Genomic DNA, 24,929 nt, shown 5'->3' with positions numbered 1-24,929 from the left:
GCTCTAGCGTTCACGGCGCATCTCGCTTTCGTGCCAGTGGCCGAGCACGAGGCGTGACAAGGCGGCGAACACGATGAAGATCACGATGCCCAGCAGCGACACCAGCAGCAGCGCCGCGAACATCATCGGGATCTCGGTGCGGAAGCTCGACTCGAGAATGCGCGAAGCCAGCCCCGTTTCCTTGCCTGCCGTGCCGGCCGTGAACTCGGCCACCACCGCGCCGATCAGGCTCAGCCCGCCCGCGATCTTCAGGCCCGCCATGAAGTACGGCAGCGCGCTGGGCGCGAGCAGGTAGCGGAAGGTCTGCCACGGCGAGGCCTTGTAGAGCTGGAACAGGTCGCGAAGATTGCTGTCGGCGCTTTTCAGGCCGATGACGGTGTTCGACAAGATCGGAAAGAAGGCCACGATCCACGCGCACAGCAGCAGCGCCGCAGTGGTGTTCGACACGTAGATCAGGATGAGCGGCGCGATCGCGATGATCGGCGTCACTTGCAGGATCACGGCGATAGGGAACAGGCCGATTTCCACCCACTTGAAGAGCGCGAACGAGATCGCCAGAAGCACGCCACCGACGATGGCCGCACCGAGCGCGAGCAGCGTGAGCTTGACCGTGAACCACAGGGCGCTGGAAAGCGAATCCCAGTTGTCGAACAGCGTGCGAAGAATGAGCGAGGGTGCGGGGAGGATGTAGTGCGGGATGTTGTTGGCGCGCACGGTCCATTCCCAGAGCAGCAGGAGCGCCGCGATGATGACGACGGGCACCACGATGCGCAGCATCGACTCGCGGCGGCGCAGCTTGTCTTCGTGGGCGCGCAGCGTGGCCTCGGAGGGGGCGTCGTCTGCTGTGGGGTCGGCGTTGGCGATCAGCGTGGCCATTTCAGTTTTCCGCGGTCAGGCCACCGGGTACTCCCCTCCGCGAATGTCCCCCGGCTTCGCCTCCTCCTTTATTTCGCTGCGGGGAGCACCCGGTGCCCTGTGCACGATGGGCGCGGCGCTTGTGCTGGCTGATCAACCAGTGCTCTGAACGATCACGTCGGCGGTGGGCTGCTTTTCGCGAAATAAAGGAGGAGGCCGAAGGCCGGGGGACATTCGAGAAAAGAAGCACGCCGTCGGCGTGAGCGCGCCCCGAACAACGCACTGCAATGCGCAACCGGTCAATGATCGATGTCGAGGCCATGCAGCGCTCCATGCAGGGATTGAGACACCGCCGTGCAATGCGCGTTGTAGCGGCTCGATGTGCGGAACTCTTCGCCGCGCGGGTAGGGCTCGTCGATGCGGATCTCGTCGATCACGCGCCCCGGTCGAGCCGCCATCACGACGATGCGGTTCGACAGGTACACCGACTCGTACACGCTGTGCGTGACGAACACCACCGAGAAGCGGTGCTCGCGCCAGATGGCGAGCAGGTCGTTGTTGAGCTTGATGCGCGTCATCTCGTCGAGCGCGGCAAAGGGTTCGTCCATCAGCAGCAGGCGCGGATGCGTGACCAGCGCTCGCGCGATGGACACGCGCATCTTCATGCCGCCCGACAGCTCGCGCGGATACACGTCGGCAAAGCGCGAGAGGCCGACCATCTCCAGCGCCTGCTGCACCACCGGCGCCGCCGCGTCGCGGCTCATGCCGGCGAGCTTGAGCGGCAGCCACACGTTGTCGAACACCTTGGCCCACGGCATGAGCGTGGGCTCCTGGAACACGAAGCCCAGGTCGCGGTCGCTTTGCGTCTTGCCGGTGTTGGCGCCCGACCAGTGCATGTCGCCCGAGCTGAGCCGCGTGAGCCCCGCGATGAGGCGCAGCGCGGTGCTCTTGCCGCAGCCCGAGGGGCCGAGGAAGCTGATGAAGTCGTGCTCGCCGATATCGAGCGACATGCCCTGCAGCGCGAGCGTGCCGTTCGCAAAACGCTTGCTGACGTTGCGCAGGGTGACCAGTGGCGGCGGGGTGGGGATGGACATCATTTCCAGGCCGGTTCGTTGGCGAGGCGCGAGAGCGGAAAGCGGTCGACCTCCTGCAGCAGCTCGACGAAGCGGCGGCCCACGTGGTCGAGCACCGCCGCGCCCTTCTCGGCCGTGGCGCGCGTGGCATCGCCGGCGGCGCCCGCGGGGTTGATGTCGTGCATCTGCCAGCCGAGCTTGCCGCTGGGGGTGATCGAGAGGAACTTGTTCTCGGCGGCCAGTTGCTCCGTCATCGAGCTGAAGTTCTGGAACCGGTCCTGGCGCACGCAGTCGGGCGCGAGGTGCAGCATGACCGAGCTTTCGAGGTCGCCGGCGTGGATGCCGTGCCGGCCCTCGTGCGCGGTGAACAGGCCCTCGGGCAGGCCCAGCGTGTACCAGTTGGCGGCCACGACCATCATGTCGTGTTCCTCGCGCAGGTCGCGCGCCACGATGTCCATCACGCTCATCTGGCCGCCGTGGCTGTTGTAGAGCACCAGCTTGCGCACGCCGGCCTTCGCGACGCAGGCGCCGATGTCCTTCCACAGCGAGATCAGCGTGTTGGCGGACACCGTGAGCGTGCCCGGGTAGCGCGAATGCTCGTTGCTCTTGCCGTAGGGCACGGTGGGCAAAAACAGCACCGGCAGGTCGTCGGGCAGGTGCGGCAGCGTGGCGCGGACCATGCCGTCGATGGTGGCGGTGTCGGTCGACATCGGCAGGTGCGGGCCGTGCTGCTCGGTCGCGCCCACGGGCAGCACGGCAATGAGCCGTTCACGGTCGAGGCGGGAGAACTCTTCGCTGGTCAGGTCGGACCAGAAACGGCTGCGCAAGGGGACCGGGTTCATCGTGGCGTACCTCGTGGTGACGGGCAGTGGAGCGCGGATGATGATCTAAATTATCCAATCGGTCAAAAAAAGTTGGATCGCGGGTTACCCACGCCGCGGCCGCCGAATGCAGCACCCCTTGATGGCGGCTCTCCTTGGGCATATAAGTCGTTCATGTTTCCTCGGCTTGTCGCAAGGCGGAAAGGGGACGCTATGAAGAGACGCATCTACTGGCTGATGCCGGACCTGGCGAGCGCCAGGCGGGCGATGGACGATCTGGTGCGGGCGCGCGTCGACGTTGCGCGCATTCATTTCGCCGGACCGGAAGGCATGGACATGGCCGGGCTCCATGCGGCCAACGTATGGCAAACCTCGGACGTGGTCCACGCTGCCAAGACCGGATGGGCGGTCGGCAGTGCCTGCGGCATCGTCGTCGGCCTCTTGGCCGCCCTGATGTTTCCGATCTTCGGCGACGACCCCGAATGGGAAGTGGCCGTGCTGGTGGCCGTCGTGGGTGGCGTGGTCGGGACCTGGTCGGCCAGCATGATCGGCATTTCCATTCCGAGTCCCAGGCTGCAGCGTTTCGAGGGCGCCATCGCGCAGGGCCAGATCCTGCTGATGGTGGACTTGCCGCGTTCGCGCATGCGGGACATCGAGGCGCTGCTGCAGTCAGCGCATCCCGAGGCCCGGTTCGAGGGCGAAGAGCCGCGAATCCCGGCGTTTCTCTGAAGCGCGAATGAGCCCTGAACCCATGATGCCGAGCCGAGGGACCGCACATGATCATGGCCGTCGCCCTGTTGCTCATCGTGCTCGGCTCGGTGCTGTTCCACGTCTTCAATCCATGGTGGACGACGCCCCTGGCTTCGAACTGGCAGCCGATGGACGACACCCTGACCATCACGCTGGTGATCACGGGGATCTTCTTCGTCGTCATCAACCTGTTCGTCGCCTACATGCTGGTGCGCTTTCGCCATCGCGAGGGGCACCGGGCGGCGCATGAGCCCGAGAACAGGAAGCTCGAGCGCTGGCTGATCGGCGGCACCACCGTCGGCATCATGGCGCTGCTGGCGCCCGGCCTCGTGGTGTACGCGAACTACGTCAGGGAGCCCCGCGACGCGCTCGTGCTGGAGGTGCTGGGCCAGCAGTGGCAATGGCGCTTCCGCTTCCCGGGGCCGGACGGCAAGCTGGGCGCGACCGACGCGCGCTTCGTCAGCGCCACCAATCCGTTCGGGATCGACCCGGGCGACCCCGCCGGGCAGGACGACCTCCTGATCCCCGGCGACGAGGTGCACCTGCCGCTCGGCAAGCCGGTGCTGGTGCTGATGCGCTCGAACGACGTGCTGCACGACTTCTTCGTGCCGCCGTTCCGCGCCCGGATGAACATGGTGCCGGGGCAGGTCAGCCGCTTCTGGTTCACGTCGACCGTCGCAGGCCGCTACGAGGCGCTCTGCGCGCAGCTGTGCGGCGTGGGCCATCCCAACATGCGCGGCTACGTGGTGGTGGAGGCCCCGGCGAACTACCAGACCTGGTATGCGGCGCTGCCGAGCTTCGCCAAGTCGCAGGCCAAGGCGCCCGAGGCGCCGGCCGCCCCGGGCGGCCCGGCCGGCGGCGGCGCACGCGTCGAGCAGGGCCGCGCGCTGGCGGACGCCAAGGGCTGCGTGGCCTGCCACACGGTCGACGGCAGCCCGCGCGTGGGACCGACCTGGAAGGGCCTGCACGGCAAGACCGAGACCATGGCGGACGGCTCCACCGCGCTGGTCGACGAAGCCTATCTGCGCAGCTTCATCCGCGATCCGCAGGCCCGCCATGTGAAGGGCTTCCCGCCGGTCATGCCCAAGATCGAAATGACCGATGAAGAACTGGCCGCGCTGGTGGCCTACATCCAGAGTCTGGGCAGCCCGCCGGCGCAGGCTGCCGCCGAACAGAAGGCTGCGCGATGAACTCTTCCATGCCCACGGGGCAGGCCATGTCCCACGCCGACGACGCCGAGCATCCCGCGCCGCAGAGTTTCCTGACCCGCTACGTCTGGAGCCAGGACCACAAGGTGATCGCCGTCCAGTACGCCTGCACCGCCATCGCGGTGGGCGTGGTGGGCGTGGTGCTGTCCAACCTGATGCGGCTGCAGCTCGGCTTTCCGGGCCAGTTCGACTTCATCAACGCCGAGCGCTACTACCAGTTCGTGACCATGCACGGGATGATCATGGTGATCTACCTGCTCACGGCGCTGTTCCTCGGCGGCTTCGGCAACTACCTGATCCCGCTGATGGTGGGGGCGCGGGACATGGTCTTTCCCTACCTCAACATGTTGAGCTTCTGGGTCTACCTGCTGTCGGTGGTGGTCCTGATGGCGAGCTTCTTCGTCCCGGGCGGACCTACCGGCGCGGGCTGGACGCTGTATCCGCCGCAGTCGATCCTGCCCGGCACGCCGGGCCATGCGGGCGGCATCGTGCTGATGCTGGTGTCGCTGCTCATCTTCATCGTGGCGACCACGATGGGCGGCCTCAACTACGTGACCACCGTGCTGCAGGCGCGCTGCGAAGGCATGACGCTGCTGCGCATGCCGCTCACGGTGTGGGGCATCTTCGTCGCCACCATCCTTGCGCTGCTCGGCTTTCCGGCATTGTTCGTCAGCGGCGTGATGCTGCTGCTCGACCGGACGCTGGGCACCAGCTTCTTCATGCCGGCGCTGGTGTCGATGGGCCAGGTGACGGGCTACAAGGGCGGCAGCCCGCTGCTGTTCCAGCACCTGTTCTGGTTCTTCGGCCACCCAGAGGTCTACATCGTGGCGCTGCCGGCCTTCGGCATCGTCTCCGACCTGATCAGCGTGCACGCGCGCAAGTGCATCTTCGGCTACCGCATGATGGTGTGGGCCATCGTGGCCATCGGCGCGCTCAGCGTGGTGGTCTGGGCGCACCACATGTTCGTGAGCGGCATGAACCCGTACTTCGGCTTCTTCTTCGCGACCACCACGCTGATCATCGCGGTGCCCACCGCGATCAAGGTCTACAACTGGATCCTGACGCTGTGGCGCGGCGACATCCACCTGACGGTGCCGATGCTGTTCGCGCTGGCCTTCCTCTGCACCTTCCTCATCGGCGGGCTGACCGGGCTGTTCCTCGGCAACGTGAGCGTGGACATCCCGCTCTCGGGCACCTACTTCGTGGTGGCGCACTTCCACATGGTGATGGGCGTGGCGCCGCTGCTGGTGGTGTTCGGCGGCATCTACCACTGGTTTCCCAAGGTCACTGGCCGCATGCTCGACGACCGGCTCGGCCGGCTGCATTTCTGGATCACCTTCCTCGGCACCTACGCGGTCTTTTTCCCGATGCACTACCTCGGCGTGCTGGGCATGCCGCGGCGCTACTACAACTTCGACGGCTACAAGTTCATTCCGCCGTCGGCGTTCAGCCTGAATGAAGTCATCACCGTGATCGCGATGATCATCGCCCTGGCCCAGCTTCTGTTCATCGCCAACCTGGCCTGGAGCGCCTGGCGCGGCCGACCGGCCGACGCCAACCCATGGCGCGCCGCCTCGCTCGAATGGCAGACGCCGACGACGCCGCCGGGCTACGGCAACTGGGGGCCGCGGCTGCCGGTGGTCTACCGGTGGGCCTATGCCTATGGAGAGCCGGGCGCGGCGGAGGATTTCATCGCGCAGAACGCGCCGCCGCAAGCCGGGGCCGGGGAGCCCGAGCCCGAAGGCCAGAGCGAGGTGCGGGGAGCGCCGGCATGAGCGCGGTTGCTGCCTGGAGCGACCGCGGCTCGCCCCGCGATGCGCGCGCGAGCGCGGCCAGCATCGGCCTGTGGGTCTTCATGGGCGTGGCTACCGCGCTGTTCTCGCTCTTCATCGTGGCCTACGTGATGCGCATGAGCGGCGACGACTCGATGACGATCGCGCTGCCGTGGCAGCTCTGGCTCAGCTCGGCGCTGCTGGTGGCGGGCAGCGTGGCGCTGCAAGGGGCCGGTGGTGCATCGCGCGGCCTTGACCCGATGCGGACGCGTCGCCTGCTGCTGGCGGGCGGCCTCTGCGCGGCGGGCTTCCTGAGCGTGCAGCTGTGGGCCTGGCAGGCGCTGCTGAGCGCTCAGGTGATGCCGGCCGGCAATCCGGCGGGCAGCTTCTTCTATTTGTTGACCGCGATGCACGGACTCCACCTGGCGGGTGGGCTGGTCGGGTGGGCCTGGACGGCGCACGCCGCATGGCCCGATCCCGCCAGGGCCGCATGGCGCATCGCGCTGTGCGCGCGCTACTGGCACTTCATGCTGGCGGTGTGGCTGGTGCTGTTCGCGCTGCTCGGGTGGGTGACGCCGGAGGTGGCGCGCTTCGTCTGCGGCACATCCTGAGGAGGCATCCATGAACAACACCGCAACCGTCGCCGCAACGCCGTTGAATCCGACCCTTGCCGCAAGCGGCTGGCGCGGGCTGATTGCCGACTGGTCTTCCGATCGCCAGGCGTTCCACGTCTCGTGGGGCAAGGCGATGATGTGGATCTTCCTGCTCAGCGACACCTTCGTCTTCAGTTGCTTCCTGACCGGCTACATGACGGTGCGCGTCTCGACCACCGTGCCGTGGCCCAACCCGAGCGAGGTGTTCGCGCTCCACGTGGCGGGCGCCGACATCCCGTTGCTGCTGATCGCGATCATGACCTTCGTGCTCATCAGCAGCAGCGGCACGATGGCGATGGCCGTCAATTTCGCCTACCGCCGCGACCGCGTGAACGCCGCCACGCTGATGATCGTGACCGCGACCTTCGGCGAACTCTTCGTCGGCATGCAGGCCTTCGAGTGGTCCAAGCTGATCCTGCATGAAGGCGTGCGGCCCTGGGGCAACCCGATGGGCGCGGCGCAGTTCGGCTCGGCCTTCTTCATGATCACGGGCTTTCACGGGCTGCACGTGTCGGCCGGCGTGGTCTTCCTGTTCACCGTGGCCTTCAAGCTGATCCGCGGCGACTACGACAAGAAGGGCAACTACCAGATCGTCGAGATCGCCGGCCTGTACTGGCACTTCGTGGACCTCGTGTGGGTCTTCATCTTCGCGCTGTTCTATCTCTGGTGAGGACGATCATGAACCCCGACACCGGCCAACAACATCCGATCGGCCTCTATCTCAAGATCTGGGGGCTGCTGTTCGTGCTCAGCACGATGTCGTACCTGGTCGACTACTTCCATTTCCACGGGTACCTGCGCTGGACCCTGATCATTGTCTTCATGCTGCTGAAGGCGGGGCTGATCGTTTCGGTCTTCATGCACATGGCCTGGGAGCGGCTGTCGCTGGTCTATGCCATCCTGGTGCCGCCCCTGTGCCTGCTGGTCCTGGTGTGGTTGATGGCGGCGGAGGCCGGCCACACCTTCCTGACACGGATGGCGTTCTTCCACTGACGGCGGCGCGGGCGGCAGCCCGGCTCCGACCGGCTCAGCGCCGCACCACGTAGCGCGTCACCACCGGCGGCGACTCGCCCAGGTGGAACGCCAGCCGGCGCTCGCGCAGCGCCATGTCGGCGGCGGTGGCGCGGTTGAAGCGACGCAGGTGGTCGGTCCACGATTCGTCGACGATCTGCTCCACGTAGCGTTCCGGCTGCGCGATGTCGTGCAGCAGCTCCCAGCCGATGGCGCCCTGGCTCAGGCGCGCGCGGCGGGTCTGCTGCATCACGAGGTGGAAGGCGGCGGCGCGGGCCGGGTCGATCATGAATTCCACGGTGATGACCACGCGGCCGTCTTCCTGCGGCGCCTCGGCGGGCGGGCCGGCGGCCCAGCCGGCCTGGGCGGGGCTGGTGTCGTCCTCGCCGCTCACGTCGGTCACCCAGCGCAGCGCGGCGAGCATCAGCAGCGTGCCGCTGACGGCCGCCACGCACAGGCTGGCGACCAGCGTGGTGACCGTGGCCACCTGGCCCCAGAGCGCCGCGCCGATCGCGCTCGCGCCCATGATCGCCATCTGGTACATCGACATGCCGCGCGCGCGCACCCAGTCGGGCAGCGCGAGCTGGGCCGACACCGACAGCGAGTTGGCCACCGTGATCCACGCCATGCCGCCGAAGAACATTGCCGGCACCGCGATCCACGCATTCGGCGCGAAGGCCATGACGGCAGTGGCGCCCGACTGCAGCAGTGTGCCGCGCAGCACCAGCTGGTCGCGCCCCATCGCCTGGCGCAGCCGCGGCAGGAACAGCACCGCGACGATCGCGCCCGAGCCCATGGCCGCCAGCAGCAGCGTGAAGGTGCCGGCGCCGCCGCCCTCGAGGTTGCGCGCCAGCAGCGGCAGCAGCGCCAGCAGCGCGGTCGAGTGGAAGAAGAAGATCGAGATGCGCGTGAGCACCGCGCGCATGCGCTGCGACTGCCGCACGAACTGCACGCCCACGCGCATCGCGCTGATGAGCTTCTCGCGGCCCAGCGGGTTGGGCGTGTGCTCGCGCCGCCAGCGCAGCACCACGAAGCCCGAGGCCACCGACAGCACCGCGTTGAGCGCGAACACCCACACGGTGCCGGCGCTCGCGATCAGCATGCCGGCCGTAAGCGGGCCGACGATGCGCGAGGCGTTCATCGCGATGCCGTTCAGGCCCAGCGCGGCCGGCAGCTGCGGGCGCGGCACCAGCTCGGGCACGATGGCCGCGAACACCGGCCAGCGCAGCGCCAGGCCGATGCCGTTGGCGAAGGTCAGCGCCAGCAGCAGCGGCGCGGTCATGAGGTCGAGCGCCAGCGCGGCGCACAGCACGATGGCCGTGCCGGCCAGCCAGAACTGCGTGGCCACCAGCCAGCGCCGGCGGTCGAGGATGTCGGCCAGCGCGCCGCTGGGCAGGCCCAGCAGGAACACCGGCAGCGTGGAGGCAGACTGCACCAGCGCCACCCAGATCGGCGAGGTGGTCAGCGAGGTCATCATCCACGCGGCGGCCACGTCGTTCATCCACATGCAGATGTTGGCGACGAGCCAGGTGCTCCACAGCATGCGGAACACGGGGAGCTGGAGGGGCACGAGGGCCGCGAGCTTCGCTGGCTGCGGCCGCGCGGGCGGGATGGGCGTCTCTTCGGGGGATATGGGTGGCATGTGGCGCTATTTTGGCGCGCCCGCCGCCGTCATCCCCTGTCGCTGCGGGCGAGGCGGTGTTCGAGGCGGCGCAGCATCGTGGTCAGCACCAGCGTCATCACCCAGTAGATGACCGAGATCGCGAGGTACGGCTCCCAGTAGCGCGCATAGGCGCCGGCCACGGTGCGCGCCGCGTAGGCCAGCTCGGCCAGTCCGATGGCCGAGACCAGCGACGTGTCCTTCAGCAGCGCGATCGCGTTGTTGCCCAGCGGCGGCAGCATGCGACGGAAGGCCTGCGGCAGCACCACGTAGCGCATCACCTGCGCGGGCGAGAAGCCGATCGAGCGGCCCGCATCGAACTGTCCGCGCGAGATCGACTGGATGCCGGCGCGGAACACCTCGGAGATGTAGGCCGCCGAATTGAGCGTGAGCGCCACCACGCCGGAGATGAGCGCGCCGTGCTCCTGCTTGAGCGTGCGCGCGAGCTCGCCGTCGATCAGGATGCCCGTCGTCGGGTGGATGAACACCGGCATCACCGCGAAGTGGATCAGCAGGATCTGCACGAACAGCGGCGTGCCGCGGAAGAAGCTCACGTACACCGTGGCCGGCCAGCGCAGGAAGAAGCGCGCGATCCAGGTCCAGGGGGCGTGGCGCGGATGCGCCAGGCGCGCGAGCGCGAGGCACAGGCCCCAGCTCGAACCCAGCAGCACGCACACCACGGTCATGCGCAGCGTCATCCAGGCGCCTTGCCAGAACAGGTCCTTGTATTCGACCAGGATGTCCCATCGGAACCATCCGAAAAGAAGAATTGGTTGTTCCATCTATCGCCTCCGCTTCATCGCGTCAAACTCAAAAAACAAACGGCCGCATCGTGGCGGCCGTGATCGGATCACAGGCGGGGTGCGGCTCAGCGGACGTTCGGGTCCTTGTTGAACCACTTCTTGTAGATCGTCGCGTAGCTGCCGTCGGCGCGGATGGCCGCGAGGCCGGCGGTGAGCTTGTCGAGCAGGGCCTTGTCGCCCTTCTTCACGACGATGCCGAAGCCCTCTTCGGGGAAGGACTTGTCGTCCAGCGTCTTCAGGTCGGGGTTCTGCGCCACGCGATAAGCGATGACGCCGTTGTCGCCCATGGCGGCATCGACGCCGCCGCCGGCCAGCTCGGAAATGATGAGCGGCGTGCTCTCGAAGCGGCGGATGTCGGGGTTGGTCTTGCCGAACTCGCGCGAGGCGATGTCGTCGGCGGTGGAGGCGCTGACCACGGCGATCTTCTTGCCGGCGAGGTCCTTCAGTGAGGCGACCTTGCTGTTCTTCGGCAGCGCGATCAGCTGGCGGGCCGCGAAGTACGGCGGCGTGAAGTCGTAGCTCTGCTTGCGCTTCTCGTTGATGGTGACGCCCGAGATCACGAGGTCGACGTCGCCGTTGTTCAGCGCGCCGAAGATGCCGGTGAAGGGCGTGTTGACGATCTTGATCTTCAGGCCCTGCTGCTTCGCGATGGCGTTGATGATGTCGATGTCGAAACCGACGATCTGCTTGTCCTTGTTCTCGAAGGCGAAGGGCGCGTAGGTGGCGCTGGAGGCTACGGTGAGTTCGCGGTTCTGCGCCTGGGCACTGAATGCGAGCGTGGCGGCTGCGAGGCCAAGGGCCAGGGCGCGGCGGAGGAGATTCATTCGGGGTCCTTGTTTTTCGCCGTCCGGCGGGAGGTGGTGGGCGGGGATTTTAGGCTGCCGCTATCGGGCGGCCGCGTCGCCCCATGCACTCAGCGTGCCAGATGCCCCAGCGGCAGCGCACTGCTCGCCTTCACCTCGCCCAGCGAGAAACTGGTGTGCAGGTCCTTCACGTTCGGCAGGTTCATCAAGTGCTGGCGCGCAAAGGACGAGAAGCTGTCGAGGTCCTGCGCCACCACCTGGAGTTCGAAGGTGCCGGTGCCGCTGATGTAGTGGCAGGCCACCACCTCGGGCATCCTGCGGATCGCATCCTCCAGCTTGCGGGTGGCCTCATGGGTGACGCGCTCGGTGTCCACGCGCACGAAGGCAAGCACGCCGAGACCGATCTTGTGGCGGTCGATCTCGGCGTGGTAGCCCTTGATGACGCCTGCCTCCTCGAGTGCCCGCACCCGACGCCAGCAGGGCGCGGCCGAGAGGCCCACGCGTTGCGCAAGCTCGGCGTTGGTGAGGCGACCGTCGGCCTGCAGTTCTTGCAGGATTGCGAGGTCGAACTTATCGATGCTTTCCATTGGCGCGGATTTTAAGCAAGATTCTTTCTGGAAGCCGCTTTTTCGAGGCAAAGAACGCAAACACCTGTCGCCGACCCCGGCATACACTTTGCGTGACCATGGGCTCGCGCCCTATCGGGCACAGACCCAAGCAATCAGCCAGGCCCACAAGGCCCTGCCATACGGAGACAGACACCATGAACGCCCCGCTGCCCGAGCACATCCGCAAGGCGCTAGAAACCGTCACGCTCGACGACAAGTACTCCCTCGACTACGGCCGTGCCTTCATGAGCGGTGTCCAGGCCCTCGTGAAGCTGCCCATGCTGCAGCAACTGCGCGACAAGCAGGCCGGCAAGAACACCGCCGGCTTCATCAGCGGCTACCGCGGCTCTCCGCTCGGCGGCTACGACCAGGCGCTGTGGAAGGCCAGCAAGTTCCTCAAGGAACGGAACATCGTCTTCCAGCCCGGCGTGAACGAAGAGCTGGCGGCCACCGCGCTCTGGGGCACCCAGCAGCTGGGCTTCTCGCCCGCGGGCACCAACAAGTTCGACGGCGTGTTCGGCATCTGGTACGGCAAGGGCCCGGGCGTGGACCGCTGCTCCGACGTCTTCAAGCACGCCAACATGGCCGGCACCACCGAATTCGGCGGCGTGATCGCGGTGGCGGGCGACGACCACATCTCCAAGAGCAGCACGGCCGCGCACCAGAGCGACCACATCTTCAAGGCCTGCGGCACGCCGGTGTTCTTTCCGGCCAACGTGCAGGAAATCCTCGACCTGGGCATCCACGCCTTCGCCATGAGCCGCTTCTCGGGCGTGTGGTCGGGCATGAAGACGATCCAGGAGATCGTCGAATCGAGCGCCACGGCCATGATCGACCCCGAGCGCGTCGAGATCGTCATCCCCACCGATTTCGAGATGCCGCCCGGCGGCCTGCACATCCGCTGGCCCGACCATGCGCTGGAGCAGGAAGCCCGGCTCATGCACTACAAGTGGTACGCCGCGCTCGCCTACATCCGCGCCAACCGGCTGAACCACAACGTGATCGAGGGCCCGAACGACCGCTTCGGCATCATGGCCAGCGGCAAGGCCTTCAACGACACGCGCCAGGCGCTGATCGACCTGGGCCTGGACGACGCGGCCTGCCGCCAGCTCGGCATCCGCCTGCACAAGGTAGGCGTGGTGTGGCCGCTCGAGGCGCAGCTCACGCGCGAATTCGCCACCGGCCTGCAGGAGATCCTGGTGGTCGAGGAGAAGCGCCAGGTCATCGAATACCAGCTCAAGGAAGAGCTCTACAACTGGCGACCCGACGTGCGCCCCAACGTGGTCGGCAAGTTCGACGAGGGCGAGGTGCACGCGGCCGAGGGTTACTCGGGCGGCGAATGGTCGATGCCCAACCCGACCTCGCACACGCTGCTGCGCGCCAACGCCGACCTGAACCCGGCGCTCATCGCCAAGGCCATCGCCTCGCGCCTGAAGAAGACCGGCCTGCTGGCCGCGGCCGGCGCCGACATGGCCGCGCGCATCGATGCCCAACTCGCCATCCTCGAAGCCAAGGAACGCTCGATGGTGGTGCAGCAAGCCTCCACCAGCGTGGCCGACGCCACGCGCCAGCCCTGGTTCTGCTCGGGCTGCCCGCACAACACCAGCACCGTGGTGCCCGAAGGCTCGCGCGCCATGGGCGGCATCGGCTGCCACTTCATGGCGACCTGGATGGACCGCTCCACCATCGGCTTCACGCAGATGGGCGGCGAGGGCGTGCCGTGGGTGGGCCAGCAGCCCTTCACCACCGACCAGCACATCTTCGCGAACCTGGGCGACGGCACCTACTTCCACAGCGGCCTGCTTGCCATCCGCCAGAGCATCGCGGCGGGCGTGAACATCACCTACAAGATCCTCTACAACGACGCGGTCGCCATGACCGGCGGCCAGCAGGTCGGCGAGCGTCCGGAAGGCCACTCGGTGCTGCAGATTGCCGAGAGCCTGCATGCCGAGGGCGCCGCGAAGGTCGTGATCGTGACCGACGAGCCCGAGAAGTACGAGGGCGTGAACATCCCCGGCGACCACGTGCAGGTGAAGCACCGCGACCTGCTCGACGAGGTGCAGCGCGAGTTCCGCAAGATCCCCGGCACCACGGCCATCATCTACGACCAGACCTGCGCGACCGAGAAGCGCCGCCGCCGCAAGCGGGGCACGGCCGTCGATCCGGCCAAGCGCGTGGTCATCAACGAACTGGTCTGCGAAGGTTGCGGCGACTGCAGCGTGCAGAGCAACTGCCTGTCGGTCGAACCGCTGGAGACCGAGTTCGGCCGCAAGCGCACCATCAACCAGAGCAGCTGCAACAAGGACATGAGCTGCCTGAAGGGCTTCTGCCCGAGCTTCGTCACCGTCGAAGGCGGCCAGCTCAAGAAGAAGGGCAAGAACAAGGGCGCCACGCCGGCCGAGTTCGGTCTGCTGCCCGAGCCCGCGATTCCGTCGCTGGTCGGCGGCAAGGTCTGGGGCGTGGTGGTGGCGGGCGTCGGCGGCACCGGCGTGATCACCATCGGCCAGCTGCTCGGCATGGCGGCGCACATCGAGGCCAAGGGCATCGTCACGCAGGACGCGGCCGGCCTCGCGCAAAAGGGCGGCGCCACCTGGAGCCACGTGCTCATCGGCGACACGCAGGACGACATCCGCACCACGCGCGTCGGCACCGCGGCGGCCGACCTGATCCTGGCCTGCGATCCGCTGGTCACGGTCAACGGCGAAACCATGGCGCGCATGCGCGAAGGGCGCACGCACGTGGCGCTCAACAGCCACAGCTCGCCGACGGCGGCTTTCGTGCGCAACGCCAACTGGCAGAACCCCGAAGACGCCTGTGCTGCGGAAATCGCGCGCGCCGTGGGTGTCGACGGCATGGGCACCTTCGACGCCGATGCCGCCGCCACCGCGCTGATGGGCGACAGCATCTACGTCAACCCGATGATCCTGGGCTACGCCTGGCAGAAGGGCTGGATCCCGCTGGCGCACGAGTCGCTGATGCGCGCCATCGAGCTCAACGCCGTGGCCGTCGAGAACAACAAGACGGCCTTCGAATGGGGCCGCCAGGCGGCGGTGCGTCCTGAAGAGCTGCAAAAGCGCGTGCGTCCCGGCCAGGTCATCGAGTTCAAGAAGCGCGAATCGGTCGAAAGCCTGGTCGCGCGCCGCGTCGAATTCCTGACCGGCTACCAGAACGCCGCCTACGCCGATGAATACAGGCTGTTCGTCGGCAAGGTGCAGCAGGCCGAATCGGCCGTCGGCAAGAGCACCGCGTTGACCGAAGCAGTCGCGCGCTATCTGTTCAAGCTGATGGCCTACAAGGACGAGTACGAAGTCGCCCGCCTGCATACCGACCGTGCCTTCCTCGACCGCGTCGAAGGCATGTTCGAGGGCGACTACAAGCTCAACTACCACCTGGCGCCGCCGCTCATCGCGAAGAAGGACGCCAAGGGGCAGCTCCAGAAGCAGAAGTTCGGTCCCTGGATGCTCACGGGCTTCCGCTTCCTCGCGAAGCTGAAGGGCCTGCGCGGCACGGCGCTCGACATCTTCGGCCGCACCGAAGAGCGCAAGACCGAGCGTGCGCTGATCGGCGAGTACCGCGCCAGCATCGAGGAAGTGATCGGCGCCCTGCGTGCGGACAACCACGCGCTGGCGCTGGAAATCGCGGCCCTGCCCGAGCAGATCCGCGGCTACGGCCACGTGAAGGATCGCAACCTGGCGGCAGCCCGTACCCGCTGGAGCGAGCTGATGGCCAAGTGGCGCAACCCGCAGGGGCAGCGCGCGGCGGCCTGATCTTCAGGGCTGGTCGACATGCAACGGGCGCCCGATGGGCGCCCGTTGCTATTTAAAACGTAGCAAACGGCGCGCAATCCACCGCCCGGAAAGCCCTCCTTGCCGCGCCGGATAAGCGCGCGGAGCGGTCATCTGCGCCGAATACAATGTCCGGTGCTGTGCGCGGCCAAGCCCCGCCGCGCTTTGACTTGCGGTCCGCCTCCTTCGCGGCCGCGAAGCCCAAGGAACCGCGGGCACGTCCTGCGCTCCCATCGTTTTCTCTTCCCTCTGCTGGAGACTCTCTTGTTCATTTCCTCTGCTTTCGCCCAGACCGCGCCCGCTGCAGCCGGCGGCGGTGACATGTTGTCCTCCCTCGGCAGCATGCTGCCGCTGGTGCTGATGTTCGTGGTGCTGTACTTCGTCATGATCCGGCCCCAGATGAAGCGCCAGAAGGAAGCCCGCGCCATGATCGAGGCCCTGGCCAAGGGCGACGAAGTCGCCACCGCCGGCGGCGTGCTCGGCAAGATCACCTCGATCGGCGACCAGTACCTCGGCCTCGAAATCGCCAATGGCATCGAGATCAAGATCCAGCGCAGCGCCGTGGTGCAGGTCCTGCCCAAGGGCGCCGTCAAGCAATAAAAGCGTGAGCTGAACCTTGCGCCTTGCGGCGCAGGGCCCCAATTCACGCCGTGTTCCGTTTCAGAAAAAGCGCTTTCTCATGAACCGTTACCCGGTCTGGAAGTACGCGATCATCGTGGTCGTGTTGCTCGTGGGGCTCATCTACGCCCTGCCCAATTTCTTTGGTGAGGCGCCTGCGGTGCAGGTGTCGGCCGCGAAGTCGACCGTCAAGATCGACGCGTCGACCCGGGCCAGGGTGCAGGAGCTGCTCAAGACGGCCGGCCTCACGCCCGAGCTGCTGAGCCTCGAGCCCACCGCGGTGCGGGCGCGGTTCGCCACCACCGACGACCAGATCAAGGCGCGCGATACGCTGCAGCAGGCCCTGGTGCCGAACGCGGACGAACCCTCTTACGTGGTGGCGCTGAACCTCGTGTCGCGCTCGCCCTCGTGGCTGACCGCGCTGCACGCCTTCCCGATGTACCTGGGCCTCGACCTGCGCGGCGGTGTCGACTTCCTGCTGCAGGTCGACATGCGCGGCGTGCTCGACAAGAAGGCCGAATCCTTCGCCGGCGACATCCGCATGGGGCTGCGCGAAAAGAAGGTGCGCGGCAGCGCCGTGAACCGCAACGGCCAGACCGTCGAAATCACGCTGCGCGACGCCGACAGCGTGGAAACCACCCGGCGCCTGATCCAGGACACGATGCCCGACCTCAGCACCGTCGAGAGCCAGCAGGGCACCGAATGGCGCATCGTGGCCAGCATCAAGCCCGAGGCCGCGCGCCGCATCCAGGACGCGGCGCTCAAGCAGAACGTCACGACGCTGCATAACCGGATCAATGAACTCGGCGTGGCCGAACCGGTAATCCAGCAGCAGGGCATCGACCGCATCGTCGTGCAGCTGCCCGGCATGCAGGACCCGGCCCAGGCCAAGACCATCATCGGACGCACCGCCACGCTCGAAATGCGCATGGTGGACGAAAGCGCCGAAGGCCGCTCGGCCGAACTGAGCGGTGGGCCGGTGCCCTTCGGCTCCGAGAAATTCCTCGACCGCCAGGGCCGCCCGGTGATCGTGAAGAAGCAGGTGCTCGTCACCGGCGAGAACCTCACCGACGCGCAGCCCGGCTTCGACCAGCAGAGCAACCAGCCCAAGGTCGACCTGACCATGGACGCGAAGGGCGGCACCATCATGCGTGACGTGAGCCGCGAGAACTACAAGAAGCGCATGGCCATGCTGATCTTCGAGAAGGGCAAGGGCGAAGTGCTCACGGCCCCGTCGATCAACGGCGAACTCGGCAACCGCTTCCAGGTGTCGGGCTCGATGACCGTGTCCGAAGCCAACGACCTCGCGCTGCTGCTGCGCGCCGGCTCGCTGGCCGCGCCGATGGAAATCATCCAGGAGCGCACCATCGGCCCGACGCAGGGTGCGGAGAACATCAAGAAGGGCTTCGACAGCGTGATGTACGGCTTCGCCGCGATCATGGTGTTCATGTGCATCTACTACGCACTGTTCGGCCTGTTCTCGTCGATCGCGCTGGCCGTCAACCTGATGCTGCTGGTGGCCATCCTCTCGATCCTGCAGGCCACGCTCACGCTGCCGGGCATCGCGGCCATGGCGCTGGCCATCGGCGTGGCGATCGACTCCAACGTGCTCATCAACGAGCGGGTGCGGGAAGAGCTGCGCAACGGGGCGTCGCCGCAGGCGGCGATCCATGCGGGCTACGAACGCGCCTGGGGCACCATCCTCGACTCCAACGTGACCACGCTGATCGCGGGTATCGCGCTGCTGGCATTCGGCTCGGGTCCGGTGCGCGGCTTTGCGGTGGTGCACTGCATCGGCATCGTCACCTCGATGTTCTCGGCCGTGTTCTTCTCGCGTGGCCTCGTGAACTTCTGGTACGGCCAGAAGAAGAAGCTCAAGACGGTGTCCATCGGCACGGTCTGGCGGCCGAAGACCGACGGCGCGGCCGTGGCCGAAACCAAGTAAGAGGCAGAAGAGACAGCCATGGAATTCTTCCGCATCCACAAGACCATCCCGTTCATGCGCCACGCGCTGGTGCTGAACATCATCTCCTTCGTCACCTTCGCGCTGGCGGTGTTTTTCCTGTTCCACCGCGGGCTGCACCTGTCGGTGGAGTTCACCGGCGGCACGGTGATGGAAGTGGCGTACACGCAGTCGGCCGACGTCGGCAAGGTGCGCGACATCGTCGGCAAGCTGGGCTACACCGAAGTTCAGGTGCAGAGCTTCGGCAAGTCGGTGCAGATCCGCCTGCCCGTGAAGAAGGGCGTGACCTCCGCCCAGCAGAGCGCACAGGTGATGGACGCGCTGAAGGTGGCCGAGCCGACGGTGGAGCTGCGCAGCAACGAATTCGTCGGCCCGCAGGTCGGCGACGAACTCACCACCAACGGCCTGAAGGCCCTGGGCATGGTGGTCGTGGGCATCATGATCTACCTGGCGTTCCGCTTCGAGTGGAAGTTCGCGCTGGCCACCGTGCTGGCGAACCTGCACGACGTGGTGATCATCCTGGGCTTCTTCGCCTTCTTCCAGTGGGAGTTCTCGCTGGCGGTGCTGGCGGCGGTGCTGGCGGTGCTGGGCTATTCGGTGAACGAATCGGTCGTGATCTTCGACCGGATCCGCGAGAACTTCCGCCGCTACCGGAAGATGTCGACCACCGAGATCATCGACAACGCGATCACCTCGACCATCAGCCGGACCATCATCACCCACGGCTCCACCCAGCTGGTGGTGCTGTCGATGTTCTTCTTCGGCGGCCCGACCCTGCACTACTTCGCGCTGGCGCTGACCATCGGCATCTGCTTCGGCATCTACTCGTCGGCCTTCGTGGCGGCGGCGATCGCCATGTGGCTCGGCGTAAAGCGCGAAGACCTCATCAAGGGCGGCCCGACCAAGCGCGACGGCGAATCCGAGGACGACCCGAACGCCGGCGCCGTGGTCTGACGGATACTTCGGGGTTCAAACTACCCTGGCCTTCCCGACTTTTCAATGAGCATTGCGCGGTCCGCCTCTTCCCTGCAGCTCGCACGCGAGACGCGTGAGCGTTTCGTGTCGGCCACCGAGGGCGCCATTGCGCCGCTGGCCGGCGCGATCCGGGACCGGCTGACGGCCCTGGCCTCCGAGGCCGGCAACGCCCGTTCCATGCAGGAAAACCGCGACGACTTCGTCGCGTTTCAGGGCCACGCCACGCAATGGGTGACGCTCGCGCAGGCCGGCTGGCGCAAGGCGCTGGGCACCACATCCGGCGCCATGACCGCGCCTGCGGCGCTGCGGCTCGAACTGATCGGCAATGAAGTGGTGGAGAGCAACATCCTCTCCTCGCGCCTCGCGCAGATGATCCACGACAAGGCCAGCTTCGAACTCAGCGACCTGCGCCTGCGCATCCAGCACCTCGAAGGCACGACCGAGCTCGACGCCAAGGACGTGCTCAAGCCCGAGACGCTGGCCAAGCTGCTGGTCGACCAGTGGCTGGCGGCAGGCCTGAGCCGCGGGTTGTGGGCCCGTGTGCAGGACACGGTGCAGCAGGGGCTGGTCGAGGTGATCGTCAAGGCCTACGAGAGCGCCAATGCCTATCTGATCGCCAATGGCGTGATGCAGGAGATCGATCTCAAGAGCTTTGTCCGGCGCACGGGCAATGCAGGCGGCGGCGGATCGGGCGTCGCGCCGGTCGACAGCGGCATGACCGGCGGTTCCACCATTGCGCAGCGCCCCGGGTACGGATTCGAAGGACATCAGCAGCCGTCCATGCCCTCGACCATGGCGCCCACCTCGACCACCGGCGGCTCGCCGCTGATGATCGCGCGGCAACGTGCGCAGACCGCGCTGCTGAGCCTCAAGCGCTTCGTGACCGCGCGCATCGGCGGCGACGCGGGCGGTGCCGCCGCACAGTTCCAGGCCGGGGGCGCGGAAGGGCGCGCAACGGGTGGCGGCAGCCAAGGCAGCCAACCGGGCCAGAGCGGCGGCGCGGCGCCCCGCGTGTTCTCCAGGACCTTCGCCGGCGCCATCGCCGACGCCGAAGTCGCCTACCGGATGGCCGCCACGCAGTACATGGATGGCGCGGGCGAACAGGCCACGCTGATCCAGCAGACCGCCGTCGACCTGCGCCGGCGCTCCACCGAGCTCAAGAAGCGCGCGCCCACCACAGCCGACAAGGCCACGGTCGAGATCGTGGCGCTGATGTTCCAGGCCATCCTGGCCGAAGAGCGCATTCCGTTCTCGGCGCGCGTGTGGTTCGCGCGCCTGCAGATGCCGGTGCTGCGCGTGGCCATCGCCGAGCCCGAGTTCTTCGGCACGCTGCAGCACCCCGCGCGCATGCTGATCGACCGCATGGGCTCCTGCGTGATGGGCTTCGACGCGGCCGCCATCACCGGCAGCGCGCTCGAAGGCGAGATCCGCCGCGTCGTGCAGGTGATCGAGCAGTACCCCGAAACCGGCCAGCGCGTGTTCAAGCTGGTGTTCGACGAATTCGTCGCCTTCCTCAACCGCTACTTGACCCAGAGCGACACCACGCAGCGCGTGATGAGCGTGGCGCAGCAGGTCGAGCAGAAGGAGACGATGGCGATCCAGTACACCATCGAGCTGCGCAAGATGCTCAACGACATGCCGGTGCGCGACGAGATCCGGGAGTTTCTCTTCAAGGTCTGGGCCGAGGTGCTCGCCATCGCCGCGCTGCGCTACGGCGCGCAGGGCGAACAGACCGTGATGCTCAAGCGCGTGGCTTCGGAGCTGGTGTGGGCCGCGAGTGCCAAGCCCAACCGAACCGACCGCGCCCGCGTGATCCAGGACTTGCCGCAGCTGCTGCAGCGCCTGCGCCAGGGCATGGCCCTGCTCGGCATCGTGGACGAGCCGCAGGAGGCGCACATCAAGACCATCGGCGCCACGCTGTCCGACGCCTTCCTGTCGAAGACCGAGGCGATCCCGCAGGCCAAGATCGAAGCGATGGCCGAGCGGCTGGCACACCTGGAAGATTTCGTGACCGACGTGGGCGGCACCGCCGACCTGCCGCTCGATGCCCACAGCATCGAGTTGCTGCTGGGCGTGGATGCGGCCTCGATCGAGGTCATTCCCGACGCCGCCGGCACCAAGGTGCCCGAGGACATGCTCGCCTGGGCGCATGAGCTGCAGGTGGGCAACTGGTTCATGCTGGACCACAACGACCGCGTGAGCCAGGTGCAGTTTGTCTGGCGCAGCGATCGCAAGCAGCTGCACCTGTTCGCGTCGGCGGATGGACGCAGCTTCCTGATCCAGGCGGGGCGGCTGGCGACCTACCTGCAGGCCGGGTTGCTGGTGCCGGCGGAAGAAGAAACGCTCACGGTGCGTGCCACGCGCGAAGCGCTGGCCAAGCTGGATGCGAATCCCGAGCGGCTGCTGAACTAGCAGCCAGCTCCCGCGGCGCCTAGTGTGCCGTGCGGCCCTCGCGCGACTCGCAGAGCTCATCGAGCACCAGCGCATCGGGTTCGATGCCCGTGCTCCAGTGCACCATCAATACGATGATCTTCAGCTCGTCGAGCGCGACCGGGTCGCCGGGCGCCGCCATGGCGCGCTCGACGACGATCTCGCGCAGGCCGCAGGGCAGCACGTTCGACGATTCGAGAAAGCGGATGAAGCCGAGGCACTCGGCGCCGAGGTGCTCCTGCTCGGCCTGCGAGTAGATGCGCATCGCATCGGCGGACTGCGGCATGGCCGCTTCGGGAGTGCCCCGAAGAACGACCGTGGCGCTGGCCTCGTCGTTGGCGCTGCGCTCGATCTGCATGCCTTGCGTGGCAAGGCTCAGGCCGTCGAGCCAGTGAAGGGCCTCGCGGATTTCCTCTGCCTCGAAGCCGTGTGCGCTGAGCTTGCGGCCCAGCTGATCGGGTTCGGGACAGGCATCGCCGCGCCAATAGTTTTCGTACACAAAAACAAGCACTTCGAACATGAGCCCAATATAGCCGAGGAACGTTGCTCACCCCCAGGCTTCGTGCACTTCGTGTCACTTCTCCTTCCCCCTGCCGGGGGCGGGCCGGCCGCTTCGGGCGGCCGTGCGCGGCGGCCCCTGCAAAAAAAGGGCGCGGCCTGGGGCCTGGGAATCAGCCGATGGCCGTTCTCTGGAAGAGCCCGCCGGGCAGGCGTGCGATATGGCCGTCCAGCTCGAGCTCGAGCATCTTCGCCTGGAGTGCCGCGGCGCTCCAGCCGGTGCGTGCGCTGAGGGCATCGAGGCTCACCGGGTCGTGGCCGAGGGCCTCCAGAAGCGGGTCTTCGTCGGTGGCGACGGCAGCCGTGCTTCCGTTGCCGGACGTGGGCGCCGCCGCCGCTCGCGGCTGCAGGGGCGGCAGCTCTTCGAGAATGTCGTTGACCGATTCCACGAGCTTCGCGCCCTGTCGGATCAGTGCATGGCAGCCGCGCGATTGCGGCGAATGGATCGAGCCCGGGATGGCGAACACTTCCTTGCCCTGCTCGGACGTGAGCCGCGCCGTGATCAGCGAGCCCGACTGCAGCGCCGCCTCGACCACCAGCGTGCCGCGCGCCAACCCGGCGATGAGCCGGTTGCGCTTCGGAAAATTCTGCGTGAGCGGCGGCGTGCCCAGCGGCAGCTCGCTCACGATCAGCCCCTGCAGCGTGATGCGGTGCGCCAGGTCGCGATGCCGCGCGGGGTAGACCCGGTCGAGCCCGGTGCCCACCACGGCCACGGTTGCGAGCCGGGGCGCATCGCCGGCCGCATCGAGCGCGCCCTGGTGCGCCGCGCCGTCGACGCCCAGCGCGAGGCCCGACACCACGGGCAGCCCCGCCTCGCCCAGCGCCCGCGCGAAGCTGCGCGCGTTGGTGGCGCCCTGCGGCGTCGGATTGCGGCTGCCCACGACGGCGATGCTGTGGCCGAGTTGCGTGAGGTCGAAGTCTGCGGCGCCGAGCACGTAGAGCATCAGCGGCGGGTCGGCCATTTCGAGCAGCGAGGCCGGATAGCCGCTGTCGCCCAGCGTCACGATGCGGCGCGAGACGCCGCCATCGGCCGCCTGCAGCCATTGCCAAGTCTGGTCGATCTGTGCCTGCAGGCCGGGAGGCGGCTGCAGCAGCGCTTCGGCCTGCGCCGAGGAGACGACCTCGCGCAGCGCGGCAGGGGGCTGCGCAAAGATGCCGTCGGGCAGCCCGAAGGCCGCGAGCAAACGGCGTGCGGCACCGTCACCGATGCCGGGCGTCAATGAAAGCCGCAGCCAGCCTGCGAGTTCTGCGCGTTCCAAACGAATGTGCGAGGAATGAAGCCGGGGTCGCTGGTCAGGGGTTGACGAGGAAGTCGCCGGCGCGCGGAGTGTCGTTGATTTCGAGCACCAGCGCATAGGACACCTTCTCGAAGGTGCGGAACACCATCAGCAGGCCGATGCGTTCGTTCGGCAGCTTGATGGTTTCCTTGCGGGCGCCGGTGCGGTCGAGGATGGTTTCGCCGTTCTTCAGGATGGCCAGCACGTGGCCGTTGTCGATGCCGTCGCGCGTGCCCTTGTTGATGGCCACTACCTGGTTCTGCGCCGCGAACTGCACCGCGTTGCCATAGACCGACACGATGCGGCCGTCCACCTGGGTGGAGGGCGCGCGCGGCGCGTAGCTCAGCAGCTGGCGCGGCGGCTCGGGCAGCAGGCGGTCGCCGGCGCGCATTTCCTCGCGCGACGCGACGATGTCGATGCTGGCGGGCACCACCGTGATGACGTCCTTGTCTTCCACCGTCTCGACCGTGGTCGACTCGCCGCGCTGCAACCGGGCCTTGCCCAGGTACTGCGCCTCGTAGCCGAGGATTTCGCCCGTGCCCGGGTCCTTCAGCGGCGTGGCGTTGCGGAAGATCCGGAAGTTCTGCACCGGTCCCGGCACCTCGACCAGCGGCGCTTCGGCGCTGCCGCGGGCATAGGCCCGGTCGCCGCGCGACAACAGCACACGGCTGTCGTTGCCCGCGACGATGCGCGGCGCGCTTTCCAGCGTGCCGGCGTCCACCACGATGGGCTCGCTGAGGAAGGGCTCGATGATGCTCGGGTTGAGCGTGGGCAATGCCATGCCGGCCAGCGAGTCGAAACGGGTGCGGGGTGACAGCTTGATGGTTCCGCCGTCGCCGCTGAAGCCGCCGCGGCGGGTGGTCAGGCGGGCGCGGCCGCCGCTCTTGTCCAGGTAGAGCACCTGGCCCGGATAGATCCGGTGCGGGTTGGCGATTTCATTGATGTTCATGCCCCACAGCTCCGGCCAGCGCCAGGGGCGCAGCAGGTAGAGGCGGGAGATGGCCCAGAGCGTGTCGCCGGGCTTGACGGTGTATTCGTCCGGCGCCTTGGGCGACAGTTCGCTCAGCGGCACGCCGGCCTGGGCGGTCTGCTGCGCCGTGGCGCGCTGCTGCGGGGTGACGGGGTAGTTCTGGGCCCAGGCTGTCGTGGCGCCGCAACTGCCGATGACCGCCAGGGCTGTCAGCGTGGCGAGGAGGGAGGGGCGCTGGCGTTCGGTGAGTCTGAGCTTTTTCATGTCTGGATGGGTGAGCGCCCACAGTAGCGCGGCGCATACGAATCTCACAATTTGCTACGAATTCTGCGCTGA

At 67.3% G+C, this 24,929-nt stretch carries 21 protein-coding genes; 11 read left to right on the top strand and 10 right to left on the bottom strand.

The genetic code is table 11. From position 1 onward, the window contains the following. Nucleotides 1-3 precede the first annotated feature (3 nt). From ASD05_RS13870 to ASD05_RS13860, 3 genes are all read right to left on the bottom strand, one after another. Entirely contained in the window at nt 4-876 is an 873-nt protein-coding gene (locus ASD05_RS13870; protein ID WP_056593021.1) for an ABC transporter permease, read from the bottom strand. A 278-nt stretch (nt 877-1,154) separates the two neighbouring features. After that, the gene (locus tag ASD05_RS13865; protein ID WP_056594406.1) at nt 1,155-1,949 is read right to left on the bottom strand and encodes an ABC transporter ATP-binding protein; all 795 of its coding nucleotides are present in this window, start codon (nt 1,947-1,949) and stop codon (nt 1,155-1,157) included. Continuing rightward, nucleotides 1,949-2,770 (bottom strand): creatininase family protein, encoded by an 822-nt coding sequence (locus tag ASD05_RS13860; protein WP_056593018.1) that lies wholly within the window; start codon nt 2,768-2,770, stop codon nt 1,949-1,951. The genes ASD05_RS13865 and ASD05_RS13860 overlap by 1 nt, the downstream gene beginning before the upstream one ends. A gap of 192 nt (nt 2,771-2,962) precedes the next feature. On the opposite strand from ASD05_RS13860, the gene ASD05_RS13855 reads away from it, so the two are divergent. Genes ASD05_RS13855 through ASD05_RS13830 form a run of 6 tightly spaced genes read left to right on the top strand, consistent with a single transcriptional unit; the run spans nt 2,963 to nt 8,125 of the window. Then, nucleotides 2,963-3,478, top strand: a complete 516-nt coding sequence (locus tag ASD05_RS13855; RefSeq protein ID WP_056593015.1) for a hypothetical protein — start codon at nt 2,963-2,965, stop codon at nt 3,476-3,478. A 47-nt stretch (nt 3,479-3,525) separates the two neighbouring features. Next, nucleotides 3,526-4,689 (top strand): cytochrome c oxidase subunit II, encoded by a 1,164-nt coding sequence (locus ASD05_RS13850; protein ID WP_056593012.1) that lies wholly within the window; start codon nt 3,526-3,528, stop codon nt 4,687-4,689. 26 nt (nt 4,690-4,715) lie between these two features. After that, nucleotides 4,716-6,482: a cytochrome c oxidase subunit I gene (gene ctaD, locus ASD05_RS13845; protein ID WP_056594404.1), complete on the top strand. Its 1,767-nt coding sequence runs from the start codon at nt 4,716-4,718 to the stop codon at nt 6,480-6,482. After that, nucleotides 6,479-7,090 carry a bb3-type cytochrome oxidase subunit III gene (locus tag ASD05_RS13840; RefSeq protein WP_056593009.1) on the top strand — a complete coding sequence of 204 codons (612 nt, stop codon included), beginning with the start codon at nt 6,479-6,481 and terminating at the stop codon, nt 7,088-7,090. The genes ctaD and ASD05_RS13840 overlap by 4 nt, the downstream gene beginning before the upstream one ends. 10 nt (nt 7,091-7,100) lie before the next feature. After that, the gene (locus tag ASD05_RS13835) at nt 7,101-7,802 is read left to right on the top strand and encodes a heme-copper oxidase subunit III family protein (protein ID WP_056593006.1); all 702 of its coding nucleotides are present in this window, start codon (nt 7,101-7,103) and stop codon (nt 7,800-7,802) included. Between the two features lie 8 nt (nt 7,803-7,810). Continuing rightward, on the top strand, nt 7,811-8,125 hold the full coding sequence (locus tag ASD05_RS13830) for a cytochrome C oxidase subunit IV family protein (RefSeq protein WP_056593004.1): 315 nt from the start codon (nt 7,811-7,813) through the stop codon (nt 8,123-8,125). 34 nt (nt 8,126-8,159) lie between these two features. Here ASD05_RS13830 and ASD05_RS13825 read toward each other — a convergent pair whose 3' ends face one another. From ASD05_RS13825 to ASD05_RS13810, 4 genes are all read right to left on the bottom strand, one after another. Next, a complete protein-coding gene (locus ASD05_RS13825; RefSeq protein ID WP_056593002.1) occupies nt 8,160-9,785 on the bottom strand; it encodes an MFS transporter in 1,626 nt (541 codons plus the stop codon). 29 nt (nt 9,786-9,814) lie between these two features. Further along, nucleotides 9,815-10,585: an amino acid ABC transporter permease gene (locus tag ASD05_RS13820; RefSeq protein ID WP_056592999.1), complete on the bottom strand. Its 771-nt coding sequence runs from the start codon at nt 10,583-10,585 to the stop codon at nt 9,815-9,817. Nucleotides 10,586-10,671: 86 nt separating this feature from the next. Next, complete coding sequence (locus ASD05_RS13815) at nt 10,672-11,430, bottom strand: basic amino acid ABC transporter substrate-binding protein (RefSeq protein WP_056592998.1); 759 nt, start codon at nt 11,428-11,430, stop codon at nt 10,672-10,674. A gap of 89 nt (nt 11,431-11,519) precedes the next feature. Continuing rightward, a complete protein-coding gene (locus ASD05_RS13810; protein ID WP_056592996.1) occupies nt 11,520-11,996 on the bottom strand; it encodes an Lrp/AsnC family transcriptional regulator in 477 nt (158 codons plus the stop codon). A 176-nt stretch (nt 11,997-12,172) separates the two neighbouring features. On the opposite strand from ASD05_RS13810, the gene ASD05_RS13805 reads away from it, so the two are divergent. The 5 genes from ASD05_RS13805 (at nt 12,173) to ASD05_RS13785 (ending at nt 21,770) form a co-directional block, all read left to right on the top strand. Next, nucleotides 12,173-15,784, top strand: coding sequence for an indolepyruvate ferredoxin oxidoreductase family protein (locus ASD05_RS13805; RefSeq protein ID WP_056592993.1), 3,612 nt, complete (start codon nt 12,173-12,175; stop codon nt 15,782-15,784). A gap of 282 nt (nt 15,785-16,066) precedes the next feature. Continuing rightward, a complete protein-coding gene (gene yajC / locus ASD05_RS13800) occupies nt 16,067-16,402 on the top strand; it encodes a preprotein translocase subunit YajC (RefSeq protein ID WP_007829092.1) in 336 nt (111 codons plus the stop codon). A 79-nt stretch (nt 16,403-16,481) separates the two neighbouring features. Continuing rightward, nucleotides 16,482-18,365, top strand: coding sequence for a protein translocase subunit SecD (secD, locus tag ASD05_RS13795; protein WP_056592991.1), 1,884 nt, complete (start codon nt 16,482-16,484; stop codon nt 18,363-18,365). A gap of 18 nt (nt 18,366-18,383) precedes the next feature. Next, nucleotides 18,384-19,337, top strand: coding sequence for a protein translocase subunit SecF (secF, locus tag ASD05_RS13790; RefSeq protein ID WP_056592987.1), 954 nt, complete (start codon nt 18,384-18,386; stop codon nt 19,335-19,337). A 45-nt stretch (nt 19,338-19,382) separates the two neighbouring features. Next, nucleotides 19,383-21,770, top strand: a complete 2,388-nt coding sequence (locus tag ASD05_RS13785) for a DUF1631 family protein (RefSeq protein WP_056592985.1) — start codon at nt 19,383-19,385, stop codon at nt 21,768-21,770. Nucleotides 21,771-21,789: 19 nt separating this feature from the next. Here the strand turns inward: ASD05_RS13785 and ASD05_RS13780 are convergent, their stop codons facing one another. The 3 genes from ASD05_RS13780 to ASD05_RS13770 all read right to left on the bottom strand — a co-directional run bounded on the left by ASD05_RS13780 (nt 21,790) and on the right by ASD05_RS13770 (nt 24,857). Continuing rightward, nucleotides 21,790-22,308: a DUF494 family protein gene (locus tag ASD05_RS13780; RefSeq protein ID WP_056592983.1), complete on the bottom strand. Its 519-nt coding sequence runs from the start codon at nt 22,306-22,308 to the stop codon at nt 21,790-21,792. 151 nt (nt 22,309-22,459) lie between these two features. Then, nucleotides 22,460-23,605 carry a DNA-processing protein DprA gene (gene dprA / locus ASD05_RS13775; RefSeq protein WP_056592981.1) on the bottom strand — a complete coding sequence of 382 codons (1,146 nt, stop codon included), beginning with the start codon at nt 23,603-23,605 and terminating at the stop codon, nt 22,460-22,462. A gap of 34 nt (nt 23,606-23,639) precedes the next feature. Next, the gene (locus tag ASD05_RS13770; protein WP_007829086.1) at nt 23,640-24,857 is read right to left on the bottom strand and encodes a LysM peptidoglycan-binding domain-containing protein; all 1,218 of its coding nucleotides are present in this window, start codon (nt 24,855-24,857) and stop codon (nt 23,640-23,642) included. Nucleotides 24,858-24,929 lie beyond the last annotated feature (72 nt).

The sequence above is a fragment of the Variovorax sp. Root434 genome, assembly GCF_001426595.1.
Classification (GTDB): domain Bacteria; phylum Pseudomonadota; class Gammaproteobacteria; order Burkholderiales; family Burkholderiaceae_C; genus Variovorax.
This window is presented reverse-complemented; position numbering and strand designations above follow the sequence as displayed.

Bases quoted from the DNA above. Each gene is read 5' to 3' on its own strand.
- ASD05_RS13870 (WP_056593021.1), bottom strand. From the start codon at position 876: ATGGCCACGCTGATCGCCAACGCCGACCCCACAGCAGACGACGCCCCC.
- ASD05_RS13865 (WP_056594406.1), bottom strand. From the start codon at position 1,949: ATGTCCATCCCCACCCCGCCGCCACTGGTCACCCTGCGCAACGTCAGC.
- ASD05_RS13860 (WP_056593018.1), bottom strand. From the start codon at position 2,770: ATGAACCCGGTCCCCTTGCGCAGCCGTTTCTGGTCCGACCTGACCAGC.
- ASD05_RS13855 (WP_056593015.1), top strand. From the start codon at position 2,963: ATGAAGAGACGCATCTACTGGCTGATGCCGGACCTGGCGAGCGCCAGG.
- ASD05_RS13850 (WP_056593012.1), top strand. From the start codon at position 3,526: ATGATCATGGCCGTCGCCCTGTTGCTCATCGTGCTCGGCTCGGTGCTG.
- ctaD (WP_056594404.1), top strand. From the start codon at position 4,716: ATGTCCCACGCCGACGACGCCGAGCATCCCGCGCCGCAGAGTTTCCTG.
- ASD05_RS13840 (WP_056593009.1), top strand. From the start codon at position 6,479: ATGAGCGCGGTTGCTGCCTGGAGCGACCGCGGCTCGCCCCGCGATGCG.
- ASD05_RS13835 (WP_056593006.1), top strand. From the start codon at position 7,101: ATGAACAACACCGCAACCGTCGCCGCAACGCCGTTGAATCCGACCCTT.
- ASD05_RS13830 (WP_056593004.1), top strand. From the start codon at position 7,811: ATGAACCCCGACACCGGCCAACAACATCCGATCGGCCTCTATCTCAAG.
- ASD05_RS13825 (WP_056593002.1), bottom strand. From the start codon at position 9,785: ATGCCACCCATATCCCCCGAAGAGACGCCCATCCCGCCCGCGCGGCCG.
- ASD05_RS13820 (WP_056592999.1), bottom strand. From the start codon at position 10,585: ATGGAACAACCAATTCTTCTTTTCGGATGGTTCCGATGGGACATCCTG.
- ASD05_RS13815 (WP_056592998.1), bottom strand. From the start codon at position 11,430: ATGAATCTCCTCCGCCGCGCCCTGGCCCTTGGCCTCGCAGCCGCCACG.
- ASD05_RS13810 (WP_056592996.1), bottom strand. From the start codon at position 11,996: ATGGAAAGCATCGATAAGTTCGACCTCGCAATCCTGCAAGAACTGCAG.
- ASD05_RS13805 (WP_056592993.1), top strand. From the start codon at position 12,173: ATGAACGCCCCGCTGCCCGAGCACATCCGCAAGGCGCTAGAAACCGTC.
- secD (WP_056592991.1), top strand. From the start codon at position 16,482: ATGAACCGTTACCCGGTCTGGAAGTACGCGATCATCGTGGTCGTGTTG.
- secF (WP_056592987.1), top strand. From the start codon at position 18,384: ATGGAATTCTTCCGCATCCACAAGACCATCCCGTTCATGCGCCACGCG.
- ASD05_RS13785 (WP_056592985.1), top strand. From the start codon at position 19,383: ATGAGCATTGCGCGGTCCGCCTCTTCCCTGCAGCTCGCACGCGAGACG.
- ASD05_RS13780 (WP_056592983.1), bottom strand. From the start codon at position 22,308: ATGTTCGAAGTGCTTGTTTTTGTGTACGAAAACTATTGGCGCGGCGAT.
- ASD05_RS13770 (WP_007829086.1), bottom strand. From the start codon at position 24,857: ATGAAAAAGCTCAGACTCACCGAACGCCAGCGCCCCTCCCTCCTCGCC.